The sequence below is a fragment of the Streptomyces sp. SPB162 genome (assembly GCF_029504575.1).
Classification (GTDB): Bacteria; Actinomycetota; Actinomycetes; order Streptomycetales; family Streptomycetaceae; genus Actinacidiphila.
This window is the reverse complement of record NZ_JAQFII010000001.1, coordinates 4,074,223-4,088,566: the sequence shown is the minus strand read 5'-3', so window position 1 is coordinate 4,088,566 and position 14,344 is coordinate 4,074,223. Positions and strand designations below refer to the sequence as shown.

The following is a 14,344-nucleotide window of genomic DNA, read 5'->3' as shown; positions in this document are numbered from 1 at the left end:
CCAACCCCCGGAGGCACCGATGCACCAGATCCCGTTCCTGCTGCTGGACATAGACGGGGTGCTGATCCCGTTCCCGGCCCAGGACAAGTCCACCCCGGCGACCCACACCCGCCACCAGGTCCAGGTGACTGGCTATGCCGACCCGATCTGCGTGTGGCTCAATCCGGAGCACGGCCCGCTGATGGCCGACGCCATCAACACCGGGCTCGTCCGGCCGATGTGGTGCACCAGTTGGCGCATCGACGCCCCGCGCCTGATCGGCCCCCTGCTCGGCCTGCCCGCCTTCGAGCACATCGAGTTGCCCCGCCCCGCGATCACCACCAGCCACCCCGACGGCTACCTGTGGAAACGCGACCATGCCGAGCGGTGGCTCGCAGATTCCCCAGTCGTGTGGATCGACGACGACTTCACCCCGCTCGACCACCAGTGGGCCGCCGACCGCACCGCCGCCGGACGCGCGACCCTGCTGGTCGAGCCCGACCCGCACGCCGGCCTACAGCCCGAACACGTCACGACCGCCCTGGAGTGGGCCATCGACCTCGCCAGCAGCAAGGAAGCGGCCTGATGAGCGCCCGCCACGCGGCACCGGACCGCGACCGACTCGGCACGGTCCTCACCGCCAGCTGGGCCGCCCTCCACCTCGTGGGCATCGCCGCCCTGGGCCTGGCGGTCCACCAGCAGCAGATCATCAACGACGCCCGGACGGGCCACACCGCCTCCGCCCCAGACACCGAGGCGCCGACCGTGTGACCCGGACAAGCCGCCCTCATCGTGTCAGCCCAGCAGCGACCATCGTCATCATGTCGCTCATCTCGTCGCCCCTGGGCGGCAGGACAGGGCGCCACAGCGCTGTCCCCGGCAGTCCGCACACAGTCCGCAAGACTGCTGATCTTGGCCGTCCGGCCCCAACGCCACCAAGCGAAGAACGGCCAGGTCAGCGCCCCGCCGAGAAGATCGCCGCAGGTCGCCGACCTGGCCGTTTACTAGGAGACCCAGAAGACGGCCCCGGCACTGAGCCCTTGCGCGCACGGTTCACGCTCGCGCAGCAGTGGGCCATTGAAACCAAGGGCTGTTCCTGCCCACCCCGCAGCCGACCAATCAAGACGAACCGAGCCAGGGAGCAAGCGCGGACGAGCCCCGTCCCTGTCCAGACTGGGCTCGTCCGCATCTGGTCATAGCGAGCCCTACAGCCCGCCCTCGGACATCCCGTGGACGGCCGGGATCGTGCCCAGCCGCCCCTTCTGGAAGTCCTCGAACGTCTGCTGAAGCTCTTCCCTGGTGTTCATGACGAACGGCCCGTAATGCGCCATCGGCTCTCGAATCGGCTGGCCGCCGAGGAGGACGACCTCCAGGTCCGGCGTGTGCGCGTCCTGCCGCTCGTCCGCGCGGACGGTAAGCGAGGAGCCCACGCCGAAGACAGCGGTCTGGCCCAGGTGGATCGGACGGCGCTCGGCACCGACTGAGCCCTTGCCCGCCAGCACGTACGCGAGGCCGTTGAAGTCCTCACGCCACGGCAGGGTGATCTCCGCACCCGGGGCCAGCGTCGCGTGAATCATCGTGATCGGCGTGTGGGTGACGCCGGGACCGGCGTGACCGTCCAGCTCACCGGCGATGACACGCAGGAGAGCGCCGCCGTCGGGGGAGGTCAGCAGCTGGACGTTGCCGCCGCGGATGTCCTGGTAGCGCGGGGCCATCATCTTGTCCTTGGCGGGGAGGTTCACCCACAGCTGGAGTCCGTGGAAGAGACCGCCCGACGTGACGAGGTGCTCCGGCGGCGCCTCGATATGCAGCAGGCCCGAGCCAGCCGTCATCCACTGGGTGTCGCCATTGGTGATGGTGCCGCCGCCGCCCTGGCTGTCCTGGTGGTCGAAGATGCCGTCGATGATGTAGGTGACGGTTTCGAAGCCGCGGTGCGGGTGCCACGGGGTGCCTTTCGGCTCCCCAGGCTGATAGTCCACCTCACCCATCTGGTCCATCATGATGAACGGATCGAGGTTCTTGTAGTCGATGCCCGCGAAAGCGCGGCGGACAGGGAAGCCTTCGCCCTCGAAACCGCTCGGGGCGGTCGTCACGGCCAGCACGGGGCGAGGCACGGCACCTGCCGATGCGGCCACGCGCGGCAGGGTCAGGGGGTTGTCGACGCTTACAGCAGGCATGGGTCCGGCTCTTCTCTGGTTGGGAGCTTCCGCAGGTCAGCGAGCATCCGTCGAGAAACACCCCCAACTGATAGAATCCTTCGGCTCACCCGGGGCGTACTCCACCTCACCCATCTGGTCCATCATGATGAACGGGTCGAGGTTCTTGTAGTCGATGCCCGCGAAAGCGCGGCGGACGGGGAAGCCCTCGCCCTCGAAACCGCTCGGCGCGGTGGAGACAGCCAGCGCCGGACGCGGCACCGCGTCAGCGGGCGCGGACACGCGCGGCAGGGTCAACGGGTTCTCGACGGTCACGGCGGGCATGGGGTCCTCCTCGTGTTCTGGATCCAACTTAGTTGAATAGTGAACATTCAGCAAGGCATGCCCTATTCCCGCAGGTCAGCGGGGAGCTGAGAAGCTAGCCGTACATCCGGCGCATGGTGAACTCCACCATCTGCTCGACGGCCTTGGCGTCGAAGACCATCCGGTGCTGGCCGTCGATGTCCAGCACGAAGCCGTAGCCGGTCGGCAGCAGGTCGAGCACCTCGGCACCGGTGATGACGAAGTACTTGGACTCCTTGCCCGCGTACCGCCGCAGCTCCTTGAGCGAGGTGAACATCGGGATCACCGGCTGCTGCGTGTCGTGCAGCGCCAGGAATCCGGGGTTCTCGCCGCGCGGGCAGTAGACCTTCGACGTCGAGAAGATCGCCTGGAAGTCCTCCGCGGACAGGGAACCCGTGGTGAAGGCCCTGACGGCGTCCGCGAGCGAGGGTGGGGACGGCTCGGGGTACACCCCCGGCATCGGGGCAGCGCCGGGCGGTGGGCCGGGATGCGAGGTCTGGTCGTAGCCGTACACGACCCCAAGACTAGCGAGTGTCCCGTCACATCCGGGCGGCAAGGGGTTGCTTCTTATTACCGGCGGGTAGCATCATTCTGTATTACTGCTTGCTGTAGTACTGCCACGTAACTGATCGAGTGCGATACGGAGCCGTCGTCATGGGCCACTACAAGTCCAACCTCCGCGACATCGAGTTCAACCTCTTCGAGGTGCTCGGCCGCGACAAGCTCTACGGCACCGGCCCGTTCGCCGAGATGGACGTGGAGACCGCCAAGAGCATCCTCAGCGAGGTCTCGCGCCTCGCGGAGAACGAGCTGGCCGCGTCCTTCACCGACGCCGACCGCAACCCGCCGGTCTTCGACCCGACGGACAACACCGCCCCGGTGCCCGCCACGTTCAAGAAGAGCTACCAGGCCTTCATGGACTCCGAGTACTGGCGCCTGGGCATCCCCGAGGAGATCGGCGGCACCAAGACGCCCGCCTCCCTCATCTGGTCCTACGCGGAGCTGATCCTCGGCTCCAACCCGGCCATCTGGATGTACTCCTCCGGCCCGGCGTTCGCCGGCGTCGTCTTCGAGGAGGGCACCGAGGAGCAGGCCAAGGTCGCCCAGCTCATGGTGGACCGCCAGTGGGGCGCCACGATGGTGCTGACCGAGCCGGACGCGGGCTCCGACGTGGGCGCGGGCCGGACGAAGGCTGTGGAGCAGGAGGACGGCTCCTGGCACATCGAGGGTGTGAAGCGCTTCATCACCTCGGGCGAGCACGACATGTCCGAGAACATCATCCACCTGGTGCTGGCCCGCCCCGAGGGCGCCGGCCCCGGCACCAAGGGCCTGTCGCTCTTCATCGTGCCGAAGTACGACTTCGACTGGGAGACCGGCGAGCTGGGCGAGCGCAACGGCGCCTACGCCACCAACGTCGAGCACAAGATGGGCCTCAAGGCCTCCAACACCTGCGAGATGACCTTCGGCGACCAGCACCCCGCCAAGGGCTGGCTGCTCGGTGACAAGCACGACGGCATCCGCCAGATGTTCCGCATCATCGAGTTCGCCCGCATGATGGTCGGCACGAAGGCCATCGCGACGCTCTCCACCGGCTACCTGAACGCGCTGGAGTACGCCAAGGAGCGCGTGCAGGGCCCGGACCTGGCGCAGTTCATGGACAAGACCGCGCCGAAGGTCACCATCACGCACCACCCGGACGTGCGCCGCTCGCTGATGACGCAGAAGGCGTACGCCGAGGGCATGCGCTCCCTGGTGCTCTACACCGCCTCCGTCCAGGACCAGATCGCGGTCAAGGAGGCGGCGGGCGAGGACGCCAAGGCGCTGATCGGCCTCAACGACCTGCTGCTCCCGATCGTCAAGGGGTACGGCTCCGAGAAGTCCTACGAGCAGCTCGCCCAGTCCCTGCAGACCTTCGGTGGCTCCGGCTACCTGCAGGAGTACCCGATCGAGCAGTACATCCGGGACGCCAAGATCGACACCCTCTACGAGGGCACCACGGCGATCCAGGGCCAGGACTACTTCTTCCGCAAGATCGTCCGCGACCAGGGCCAGGCGCTGACCACCCTGTCCGAGGAGATCAAGAAGTTCCTCGCCGAGGCCGTCGGCGGCGAGGAGCTGGCCGCCGCCCGCGAGCAGCTCGCCACGTCCGCCGTGGACCTGGAGGCCATCGTCGGCGCCATGCTGACCGACCTGGCCGGCACCGAGAAGGACGTCCGGTCGATCTACAAGGTCGGCCTGAACTCCACCCGCCTGCTGCTCGCCTCCGGCGACGTCGTCATCGGCTACCTGCTGCTGCGCGGTGCCGCCGTGGCCGCCGAGAAGCTGCCGTCCGCCGGCGCCAAGGACGCGGCCTTCTACACCGGCAAGATCGCGGCCGCGAAGTTCTTCGCCGCCAACATCCTCCCGAACGTCGGCGTCCAGCGGTCGCTGGCCGAGACCGTCACGCTCGACGTGATGGACCTGCCGGAAGAAGCCTTCTGAGCGGTTCGCCGCACCCATTGACAGGCCGCGCCGCCCGTTCCCGATTCCCCGGGCGGGCGGCGCGCCCGCGTCCGCGGCCTGTCGGCGCCACCGTCCGCACCCCCGTCCGGGCCCTCCGGGTCGAACACGGGCCCGGTGGCATCAAGAACCGCGGGAACCCGGTGCGGGCACCACGACACGACTCGGCGGGGGCAGAGTGCGAGGCCGCGGCGGGCGTCGTGGCACGGTGGGGACGTTCGGGGAGGCGTGATCCGCGGCACGGTCCGCAGGACCTCCGCCGCGGTCGCCCGGGATCAGGTCGTCAGATCCGCGTAGACGATGATGTTGTCCGGGCGGTGACCGCCGCGCAGGTCCCCGCCGCAGGTGATCAGCCGCAGCTCGGGACGGGTCGTGTCGCCGTAGACCTTCGCGGTGGGGAAGGCGTCCTTGTCCACCTGCTCCAGCGTGCGGACGGTGAAGACCGCCGTCGAACCGTCCGCGCGGTCCACCGTGATCCGGTCGCCGGCCCTGACCTTCGCGACGTCCTTCAGGACGGCGGGGCCCTCGACCGTGTCGAAGTGCCCGATCAACACCGCGGGCCCGAGTTCGCCCGGGGTGACGCCGCCCTTGTACCAGCCGATCCGGTCGGCCTGCCGGACCGAGGGGACCTCGACCGTTCCGTCGGCGGCCAACCCCAGCTCCAGCACGGGGCCGGTGTCGACGCCCGCCGCCGGGATCCGCACCCGGACCGGCTTCGAGGCGGTCATCGGAGCCGCGGCGGCGGCACGGGCGGACGGCTTGGCGGCACCGGGGCGGGCCGGCGGCGCGGTGGCCGCGATGTGGGCGCTCGCGGCGGCGGGGTGACCGCCGCCGCTGAGCCCGGAGACGAGCGCCCAGCCACCGGCGACCAGCGCCAGCACACAGGCGACCACGATCCAGCGTGACCGGGATCCGGTGGGCACGGGCATGGGACGACTCGCTCCTTCAGTTCCTGCTGCCTGCTGTTCCGGCCGGGGTCAGACGCCGGCGACCGCGGAGCGGCGGCGGCGCAGGACCAGGACCCCGAGGCCCGCGACACCCGCGGCGCCGGCCACGCCACCCGCGACGATCAGCGCGGAGTTGTCCTTCGCGGTCACGTTCTCCGCACCGGCGGCGACGCTGCCCTTGGGAAGGGTCTTGGTCTGGCCACCGGAGGTGGTGTTGGTGGTCGTGCCCGTGGTGGTCGTGCCCGTGGTGGTGGTCTTCACGCAGCTCTTGGGGAGCGCGGGGAAAGCGGCCTTGGTCCACGGGTGGCCGCCGCCCTGATTGTTCTGCTCGAAGCGCGGCGAGGTGCCCCCGGCACCGATGATCCGCATGGAGTTGCTGGTGACGTGGTTCCTGTCCACCGTCTCAACGGACTTGCCCTTCTGGTCCTTCATGACCGCCTTCGGACCGGAAGGACCGTTGCTGAGGTCGACCGTCCAGCCGCCGAAGACCGCCTGAATCGTCTTGGTGACCGTGCAACCGTGCTGGGTCACCGTTCCGGGCACACCGGGCTGACCGACACAGCCCTTCGGGGGCTTCGGGAAGGCGGTCTTGCGCCACGGCATGGCACCGCCCTGGTTGCGGTCCTCGAAGACCGGCGAGAGCCCCTCGGAGTCGACGATCTTCAGACCGTACTTCTCGTCGGTCTCGACCTTCGTGTCCACCACCGAGACCGTCTTGCCCTTCTCGTCCCTCAGGACCGCCTTCGGGCCGGCCGGGCCGTTGCTGAGCTCGACCGTCCAGCCGGCGAAGACCGACTTGATGGTCTTGGTGACCGTGCAGCCCTTCACCGCGTCCGGAGCCTGCGAAGGAACCGGCTTCGTCGCGGTCGGCTTGGCGGTCGGCTGGGCCGAGTCGGCGAAGGCGCCGGCGGCCGGGACGAGGACGGCGCCGGTGACCGCGGCGGCGGTGAGAGCGGCGCGGAGGGCGGTACGGCGGCGTGCGAAGCGTACGGACATGGTGTCGGAACCCCTGATCTGCCCGAAAGGGCGGTGAAAGGTGGGTGGTGCGATGTGCCGCTCTTCACCTTCGTGTGGGGACCAAGGAGTTTCGGCTGCAGAACTGAACTTATGGATCATGTGCGACGCCACCCACCCGATTCCGTCACAGGAAGGCAACAGCCGACGGACAGCCCGCACTTGGGCGGCGGTGCGACGACCCGAAAGGCGCCGGATCCGGGCGTTCCGCCGGTAGGGGCCCCTGAGAAGCGCACCGCACACCCCGCCGGACGCGCCCCGCCGATGGGGACTTCTATGCTGGCTCCATGAGCGTCCACCCTCACTTCACGCGCACCCACACCGATGACCTGATGGCCTTTGTGCAGGCCAGCCCGTCGCCCTACCACGCCGTGGCCAGCGCCGCGGAACGGCTGGAGAAGGCCGGGTTCCGGCAGGTCCAGGAGACCGACTCCTGGGACGGTGCGGCGGGGGGCAGGTACGTGCTGCGCGGCGGCGCGATCATCGCCTGGTACGTCCCCGAGGGCGCACGGCCGGAGACCCCGTTCCGCATCATGGGCGCGCACACCGACTCACCGAACCTGCGGGTGAAGCCCCGCCCTGACATGGGCACGGCCGGCTGGCGGCAGATCGCCGTGGAGCTCTACGGCGGACCGCTGCTGAACAGCTGGCTCGACCGGGACCTCGGGCTCTCCGGCCGGCTGACGCTGCGCGACGGCACGTCCCGGCTGGTCAGCGTCGACCGCCCGCTGCTGCGCGTCCCGCAACTCGCCATCCACCTGGACCGCGGGGTCAACGACAACGGCCTCGCGCTGGACAAGCAGCGGCACATGCAGCCCGTCTGGGGCCTCGGCAAGGCGAGTGACGGCGACCTGATCGACTTCCTCGCGGACGAGGCCGGGGTGGCCGGTTCCGACGTCGTCGGCTGGGACGTCATGGCGCACGACGTGCAGCCGCCCGCCTACCTGGGCCGCGACCGCGAACTGCTGGCCTCGCCCCGGATGGACAACCTGCTGTCCGTGCACGCCGCCACGGCGGCGCTGGCGGCCGTCGCCGGGCAGGACCTCGCGTACATCCCCGTCCTCGCGGCGTTCGACCACGAGGAGAACGGCAGCGAGTCCGACACCGGCGCGCAGGGCCCCCTGCTCGGCAACGTGTTGGAACGCTCCGTGCACGCGCGCGGCGGCGACTACGAGCACCGGCAGCGCGCGCTGGCCGGCACGGTCTGCGTCTCGTCCGACTCCGGGCACGCGGTGCACCCCAACTACGTCGAGCGGCACGACCCCACGCACCACCCGCGTGCCAACGGCGGTCCGATCCTGAAGACCAACGTCAACCAGCGCTACGCCACCGACGGTTCGGGGCGCGGCATCTTCACCGCCGCCTGTGAGCGGGTCGGGGTGCCGTTCCAGCACTTCGTGTCGAACAACGCGATGCCGTGCGGCACGACGATCGGCCCGATCACCGCGGCCCGGCACGGCATCACCACCGTCGACGTCGGCGTGCCCATCCTGTCGATGCACTCCGCCCGCGAGTTGAGCGGCGCGGACGACCCGTACCTGCTGGCGAGCGCGCTGAAGTCCTTCATCGAGAGCTGAGACCCGGCGCGCGGCGCCCGCCCCGGGGGCACCAACTCCGCAGTCACGCATGGCCGTTCCGGTCGGGGGTAGACGCCCCTCCAGAACCAACCGGAACGGCCAATGGACGACGGAGGCGGACACCATGGGAATCGGCGGCTGCATCGCACTGATCGCGGTCGGCGCGATCCTCACTTTCGCGACCGACTGGCACATGTCGGGCGTCAACCTCGACCTGGTGGGCCTGATCATGATGGCCGTCGGGGCGATCGGCGTCGCGGCCTACATCAGCATCTTCAAGCGTCGTCGGCTGGAGACCGTCCGGGGCGGCGTGGAGCCGGTGGTCGAGGAGCGTCGCTACTACGAGTGACGTTCACCGGGGCCGTGTCCCGGCCCCGGTGAGCCGTCGCTTCACTCGGCCGGCTCGTCCATCCCCGCCAACACCAGCGCCAGCCGGCCCGTACCGCCGGCGGCCAGCAGGACCGGGACGCCCCAGTCCTGCTGGTGCATGTGGCAGGCCGGGAACTCGTTGTCCGGGTCGTCGTCGCATGAGGCGGCCATCGCCGACACATGCAGCACCCCCTCGGTGACCTCGGGGTTCAGCACCAGGTCCCGTCCCAGGTCCGTGCCCTTCCCCTCGCCCCCCAGCAGGAGTTCCGGCGGGGTCGAGCTGACCAGCAGCCGCGTCGAGGGGCCGTAGCGCTCGTCGCTCTTCTGGCCGGCGGGCGCGGTGAAGACCACGTCCAGACGGAACGGCCCCGCCGCCACCTCGGTCGCCGGGCGCCGCGTCCGGTGCGCGGCCGACTCCACCCGCACCGCCTCCTCGGGCAGCCGCAGCCGGGTGAGCCGGTGCCGCGCGGACTCGACCACCACGACGTCCTCACCCACCAGCACCGCGTCCGACGGCTCGCGCAGATCGGTCGCGAGCGTCGTCACCTCGCCGGTCTCCGGGTCGAAGCGGCGCAGCGCGTTGTTGTACGTGTCGCTGATCGCGACCGATCCGTCGGGCAGCGCGGTGACGCCCAACGGGTGCTGCAGCAGCGCCTGTTCCGCGGCGCCGTCCCGGTGACCGAAGTCGAAGAGCCCGGTCCCGACCGCCGTCCGCACCACGAACCCATCGCCGTCGCTCTCGACGTAGCGCACCGCCGACGTCTCCGAGTCCGCGACCCACAACCGGTCCCCGGCCGCCGCCAGGCCCGACGGCTGCGCGAACCACGCCTCGTCGGCGGGCCCGTCGACCAGCCCCTCGTTGGTCGTGCCGGCCGCGAACCCCGACGGTCTCCGCCACCGGGTCGTACGCCCACAGTTGATGCACGCCCGCCATCGCGATCCACAGCCGGCCGGCGAACCAGGCGACGTCCCACGGCGACGACAGCGCCACCTCACGGGCGGGACCCGCCGTCGGGAACCCCTGCCACCACTGGCCACCGGTCCCGGCGAGCGTCGTCACGGCGCCGGTCGCGGTGTCCAGCCGCCGCAGCGCGTGGTTGACCGTGTCCGCCACGACGACCGAACCGTCCGGCAGCAGCGCCAGCCCCTGCGGCTCGCTGAACCGGGCCACGTCGGGCCCACCGTCCACCAGCCCGCGCTCCCCGTCGCCGATCCGCCGCACGACGCTCTCGCCGTCCGCCGCCAGCTCCACGAGCTGGTGCCGGGTCGTGTCCGAGACGAGGAACCCGCCGTCGGCCAGCGCCAGTGCCTTCCCCGGGAACCGCAGGTGCGTCGCCACCGGCTCCGGCGCCACGTAGGGACCGTCGCCCCGCCGCAGCGTCCCCTTGGCGCCGTGCTCCGCCTCCAGCTCCGTGACCAGCGCCTCCAGCGCGTGCGCGTGCCCCTCGCCCGCGTGCTGCGCGACGACGTACCCCTCGGGGTCGATCACCACCAGCGTCGGCCACGCCCGCACCGCGTACTGCTTCCAGGTGCCCAGCTCCGGGTCGTCGAGCACCGGGTGGTGCACCTGGTACCGCTCCACCGCGTCCACGACCGCCTGGTGCTCCGCCTCGTGCACGAACTTCGGCGAGTGCACCCCGATGATCACGACGGTGTCCCGGTGCTTCTCCTCCAGCTCCCGCAGCTCGTCGAGCACATGCAGGCAGTTCACACAGCAGAAGGTCCAAAAATCGAGAATGACCACGCGTCCGCGCAAGTCCGTGAGGGTCAGGGGGCGGCCACCGGTGTTGAGCCAGCCGCCCTTGCCGATGAGTTCCGGGGCTCGAACGCGCGCACGTGCAGTCATACCCCCATCCAACAGCACTCAACGGGTAGACATTCCTCCATGAAATACCTCGTGCGGGAGAAGCTGTTCGCGATCGGTGACGACTACTGGATCGAGGACGAGCGCGGTGACCGGGCGTTCTACGTCGACGGGAAGGTCATGCGGGTCCGGGAGACGCTGGAGCTGCGGGACGCCCGGGGGGCGGAGGTCGCGGTGATCCGGAAGAAGCTGGTGAGCCTGCGGGACACCATGACCGTGGAGCGCGGCGGGAACGTGCTGGTGACCGTCAGAAAGAAGCGGCTGACGCTGCTGCGGGACGTGTTCCGGGCGGAGCTGGCCTCAGGGGAGGAACTGGAGGTCCGCGGGGACATCGTCGACAAGGAGTTCGACATCGAGTACGAGGGGGAGCGCCTCGCGCGGATCTCCCGCAAGTGGTTCCGAATGCGCGACACGTACGCGATCGACGTGGAACGCGAGGACGCGGACGCGGGCATGCTCATCGCCATCGCGGTGTGCGTGGACCGGCTGGTCGACAAGGAGCACGAGGAGCACGACAAGCACGACGACTGAGCCGTCCGGGGCGCCCGGCCGGCTCAGCCGTCCGCTCAGCCGAGGCGGCGATCCCGCAGGACCGGGAAGTCGTGCCGGGTCTTCGTGACGAGGGCGGGGTCGAGGTCGACGGTGAGGACTTCCTCACCGGTGCCGGCTTCCGCGAGGACATCGCCCCACGGGTCGACGACCATGCTGTGGCCGGCGAGCTCGACTCCCGCGTGGGTGCCGGCCGTGCCGCAGGCCAGGACGTAGGTCTGGGACTCGACCGCGCGGGCCCGCGCGAGCAGCCGCCAGTGCTCCCGCCGCTTCGCCGGCCAGCCGGCCGGGATCACGAGGAACTGCGCGCCGGCGTCGACGAGCAGCCGGAACTGCTCGGGGAAGCGCAGGTCGTAACAGGTCGCCAGGCCCAGGACGGTGTCCGGGAGCGCGACCGTGACGATCTCCTCGCCGGGCGCCATCAGCGCGGCCTCGCCCCGGTCGAAGCCGAAGCGGTGGATCTTGCGGTAGGTGTGCCGCAGCTCCCCGTCGGGATCGAAGACCAGCGAGGTGTTGTAGAGCGGGCCATCAGGGTCACGCTCGACGATCGAACCCGCGTGCAGCCAGACTCCCGCGTCCCGCGCCGCGGCTGACATCGCGTCGGCCGTCGGCCCGTCGAGCGGCTCCGCCTCCGTCGCGAAGGTGTCCGACGCGAAGGCGCCGACCGGCCACAGTTCGGGCAGGACGACCAGATCCGCACCGGCCTGCGCGCGCACCAGCGCGGCCACCCGGTCACGCCGGTCGGCGACCGTTTCCTCCAGGTCGACGTCGATCTGCAGCAAAGAAGCGCGCATACACCCACCGCCCATACGTTTGGTCGTCAAGTCGGGCCTACCATCGTCACTCGAAAGCACTGCGTGGGTACCCGCGCGGAGCGTAACTTAGGCGCACACCACCACGACCGCGCATCGATCCGTCGAGGGGTCCCGTGACCGTCCACAGTAAGATCCAGCCGTACATCGACGCCTGGACCCACTCCATAGAATCCATCAACGAACTGGTCGCCCCCCTCGTCGAGGGTGAATGGAACCGGCGGACCGAGTGCCCGTACTGGTCGGTGCGCGACGTCGTGTCCCACGTCATCGGCTACGAGTGCGAGATGCTCGGGGATCCCCGCCCGATCCACACCCTCCCGAGTGATCTTCGGCACATCACCAGCGAGTTCGCCCGCTACATCGAGGTGCCGGTGGACACCCGGCGCCACCACACAGCCCCGGAGATGACCTCCGAGCTCGAGTACACGATCATCCGGCGCTCCCGCCAGCTGCGGAACGAGTCGCGCGGTCCCGAGCAGACCATGCGCGGTCCGATGGGCCAGGAGATGACCCTGGAACACCTGCTGTGGATGCGGACCTTCGACGTCTGGGTCCATGAGCAGGACCTGCGCCGGGCGCTCGGCACGCCGGGCAACCTGGCGTCGCCCGCCGCGGTGTACGCGCGGGACTTCCTGCTCCGCGCGCTGCCGAAGGTGATCGCCAAGGACGCCGGCGCGCCCCCCGGGTCCGCGGTGGTCTTCGACATCCACGGCCCGCTGGAGTTCATGCGGACGGTCCGGGTCGACCAGGACGGGCGCGGCACGATCGACTCCGCGGTCTCGCTGGGCCCCGCCGTCACCTTCAGCACCGACTGGGAGACGTTCCTGCGGCTGGTCTGCGGCCGGGTGCGCCCGGCGGCCGTCGCGGACCGGGTGAAGGTGGAGGGCGACCAGCAGCTCGCGAACGCGATCCTGGCGCACATCGCCCTCACCCCGTAGCCGCCGGCTCCCGCTACACCGGCACATGCACGCTCTCGACGCGGCTGACCGCGATCCGGTCCTTCTCCAGCCGGGTCGCGCGGCCGCGCAGTCGCAGGATCTGGACGGTGCCGATCGCCTGGAGCACGAAAACGCTGCACCAGGCGATCCGGTAGTTGTCACCCGTCGCGTCCAGCAGCACGCCGATCGCCAGCAGAGTGATCATCGAGGCGGTGAAGCCACCCACGTTGACGATGCCGGAGGCGGTGCCGAAACGTTCCGGAGGGTTGGCCGGGCGCGCGAAGTCGAAGCCGATCATCGACGCGGGGCCGCAGGCGCCGAGTGCGACGCACAGGCAGATCAGCATCCACAGCGGGACGTGGCCGCCGGGCCAGGACAGGACGGTCGCCCAGGCGACGGTGCTCGCCCCGATCGCGGTGAGCGTGATCGGCATCCGGGCGCCGTGGTGACGGGCGATCAGCTGGCCGAAGAGCGTGCCGAACACCATGTTGGCGAGCACCACGAGGGTCAGCATCGAGCCGGCCGCCCCGCGTGACAGGCCCTGGTCCTCCACCAGGTACGGCAGCCCCCACAGCAGCAGGAAGACCATTCCGGAGAACTGCGTCGTGAAGTGCACCCACATGCCGAGCCGGGTGCCGGGCTCCCGCCAGGCGGAGGCGATCTGGTGGCGCACGTAGCCCAGGCCGGCGTGCTCGGTGGGGGCGGGCTCGTAGCCGTCGGGGTGGTCCTTGAGGAACAGCAGCACCAGGACGAGCACGAAGGCGCCGCCGACCGCCGTGCCGGTGAACGTGGCGGTCCAGCCGGCCGAGTGCAGGATGCGGGAGAGCGCGACCGTGCTGATCAGGTTGCCCGCGACGCCGAAGAGCGCGGCGGCCTGCGCGATCATCGGACCCCGGCGGGCCGGGAACCAGCGGGAGCCCAGCCGCAGCACGCTGACGAACGTCATCGCGTCACCGCAGCCGAGCACCGCGCGGGCGGCCAGCGCCATCCCGTACGAGTGCGACAGCGCGAACGCGAGCTGCCCCGCGGTGAACAGCACGATGCCGATGGTCAGCACCTTCTTGGTGCCGAGCCGGTCGACCATCAGCCCGACCGGTATCTGCAGCCCGGCGTAGACGAGCACCTGGAGGATCGAGAAGGTGGAGAGCGCGGAGGCACCGATGTGGAAGCGCTCCGCGGCGTCGATCCCGGCCACGCCGAGGCTGGTGCGGTGCACCACGGCGACCATGTAGACGAGGGTGCCGATGCCCCACACGGTGGCGGCCCGCCTGCCGCCGGGCGGTTCGCCGTTCATG

Annotated in this window: 13 protein-coding genes and 2 pseudogenes; 7 read left to right on the top strand and 8 right to left on the bottom strand. The window is 70.2% G+C overall.

The genetic code is table 11. The features are described from left to right. The first annotated feature begins 19 nt into the window (after positions 1 to 19). A complete protein-coding gene (locus tag M2266_RS18630) occupies positions 20 to 565 on the top strand; it encodes an HAD domain-containing protein (RefSeq protein WP_277439200.1) in 546 nt (181 codons plus the stop codon). Continuing rightward, positions 565 to 750 carry a hypothetical protein gene (locus tag M2266_RS18625; protein ID WP_277439199.1) on the top strand — a complete coding sequence of 62 codons (186 nt, stop codon included), beginning with the start codon at positions 565 to 567 and terminating at the stop codon, positions 748 to 750. Before M2266_RS18630 ends, M2266_RS18625 begins: the two co-directional genes overlap by 1 nt. A 434-nt stretch (positions 751 to 1,184) precedes the next feature. Here the strand turns inward: M2266_RS18625 and M2266_RS18620 are convergent, their stop codons facing one another. The 3 genes and pseudogenes from M2266_RS18620 to M2266_RS18610 form a co-directional block, all read right to left on the bottom strand. Beyond that, the gene (locus M2266_RS18620; protein WP_277439198.1) at positions 1,185 to 2,156 is read right to left on the bottom strand and encodes a pirin family protein; all 972 of its coding nucleotides are present in this window, start codon (positions 2,154 to 2,156) and stop codon (positions 1,185 to 1,187) included. Positions 2,157 to 2,234: 78 nt separating this feature from the next. Next, a pseudogene (locus M2266_RS18615) lies at positions 2,235 to 2,459 on the bottom strand (pirin family protein); the annotation flags it as partial. Positions 2,460 to 2,553: 94 nt separating this feature from the next. Continuing rightward, a complete protein-coding gene (locus tag M2266_RS18610) occupies positions 2,554 to 2,937 on the bottom strand; it encodes an SseB family protein (protein ID WP_203674324.1) in 384 nt (127 codons plus the stop codon). A 194-nt stretch (positions 2,938 to 3,131) separates the two neighbouring features. Between M2266_RS18610 and M2266_RS18605 the strand changes: the two genes are divergently transcribed. After that, positions 3,132 to 4,958 (top strand): acyl-CoA dehydrogenase, encoded by a 1,827-nt coding sequence (locus M2266_RS18605; protein ID WP_277439197.1) that lies wholly within the window; start codon positions 3,132 to 3,134, stop codon positions 4,956 to 4,958. A 293-nt stretch (positions 4,959 to 5,251) separates the two neighbouring features. Here M2266_RS18605 and M2266_RS18600 read toward each other — a convergent pair whose 3' ends face one another. Beyond that, positions 5,252 to 5,905: a class F sortase gene (locus M2266_RS18600; RefSeq protein WP_277439196.1), complete on the bottom strand. Its 654-nt coding sequence runs from the start codon at positions 5,903 to 5,905 to the stop codon at positions 5,252 to 5,254. A 48-nt stretch (positions 5,906 to 5,953) separates the two neighbouring features. Beyond that, on the bottom strand, positions 5,954 to 6,919 hold the full coding sequence (locus tag M2266_RS18595; RefSeq protein ID WP_277439195.1) for a hypothetical protein: 966 nt from the start codon (positions 6,917 to 6,919) through the stop codon (positions 5,954 to 5,956). Positions 6,920 to 7,224: 305 nt separating this feature from the next. On the opposite strand from M2266_RS18595, the gene M2266_RS18590 reads away from it, so the two are divergent. Together M2266_RS18590 and M2266_RS18585 are read left to right on the top strand one after the other, a co-directional pair. Further along, complete coding sequence (locus M2266_RS18590) at positions 7,225 to 8,514, top strand: M18 family aminopeptidase (protein WP_277439194.1); 1,290 nt, start codon at positions 7,225 to 7,227, stop codon at positions 8,512 to 8,514. A gap of 124 nt (positions 8,515 to 8,638) precedes the next feature. Then, the gene (locus tag M2266_RS18585) at positions 8,639 to 8,863 is read left to right on the top strand and encodes a DUF6458 family protein (RefSeq protein WP_277439193.1); all 225 of its coding nucleotides are present in this window, start codon (positions 8,639 to 8,641) and stop codon (positions 8,861 to 8,863) included. A gap of 41 nt (positions 8,864 to 8,904) precedes the next feature. Here the strand turns inward: M2266_RS18585 and M2266_RS18580 are convergent. Further along, positions 8,905 to 10,729, bottom strand: a pseudogene (locus M2266_RS18580) (NHL domain-containing thioredoxin family protein). Positions 10,730 to 10,768: 39 nt separating this feature from the next. Between M2266_RS18580 and M2266_RS18575 the strand changes: the two are divergent. Continuing rightward, complete coding sequence (locus M2266_RS18575) at positions 10,769 to 11,278, top strand: LURP-one-related family protein (protein WP_277439192.1); 510 nt, start codon at positions 10,769 to 10,771, stop codon at positions 11,276 to 11,278. 35 nt (positions 11,279 to 11,313) lie between these two features. On the opposite strand, the gene M2266_RS18570 is transcribed toward M2266_RS18575, so the two are convergent. Beyond that, positions 11,314 to 12,090, bottom strand: a complete 777-nt coding sequence (locus M2266_RS18570) for a carbon-nitrogen family hydrolase (protein WP_277439191.1) — start codon at positions 12,088 to 12,090, stop codon at positions 11,314 to 11,316. Positions 12,091 to 12,224: 134 nt separating this feature from the next. On the opposite strand from M2266_RS18570, the gene M2266_RS18565 reads away from it, so the two are divergent. Then, on the top strand, positions 12,225 to 13,049 hold the full coding sequence (locus tag M2266_RS18565; protein WP_277439190.1) for a maleylpyruvate isomerase family mycothiol-dependent enzyme: 825 nt from the start codon (positions 12,225 to 12,227) through the stop codon (positions 13,047 to 13,049). A 13-nt stretch (positions 13,050 to 13,062) separates the two neighbouring features. On the opposite strand, the gene M2266_RS18560 is transcribed toward M2266_RS18565, so the two are convergent. After that, on the bottom strand, positions 13,063 to 14,343 hold the full coding sequence (locus tag M2266_RS18560) for an MFS transporter (protein ID WP_277439189.1): 1,281 nt from the start codon (positions 14,341 to 14,343) through the stop codon (positions 13,063 to 13,065). Between the last annotated feature and the right edge of the window lies 1 nt (position 14,344).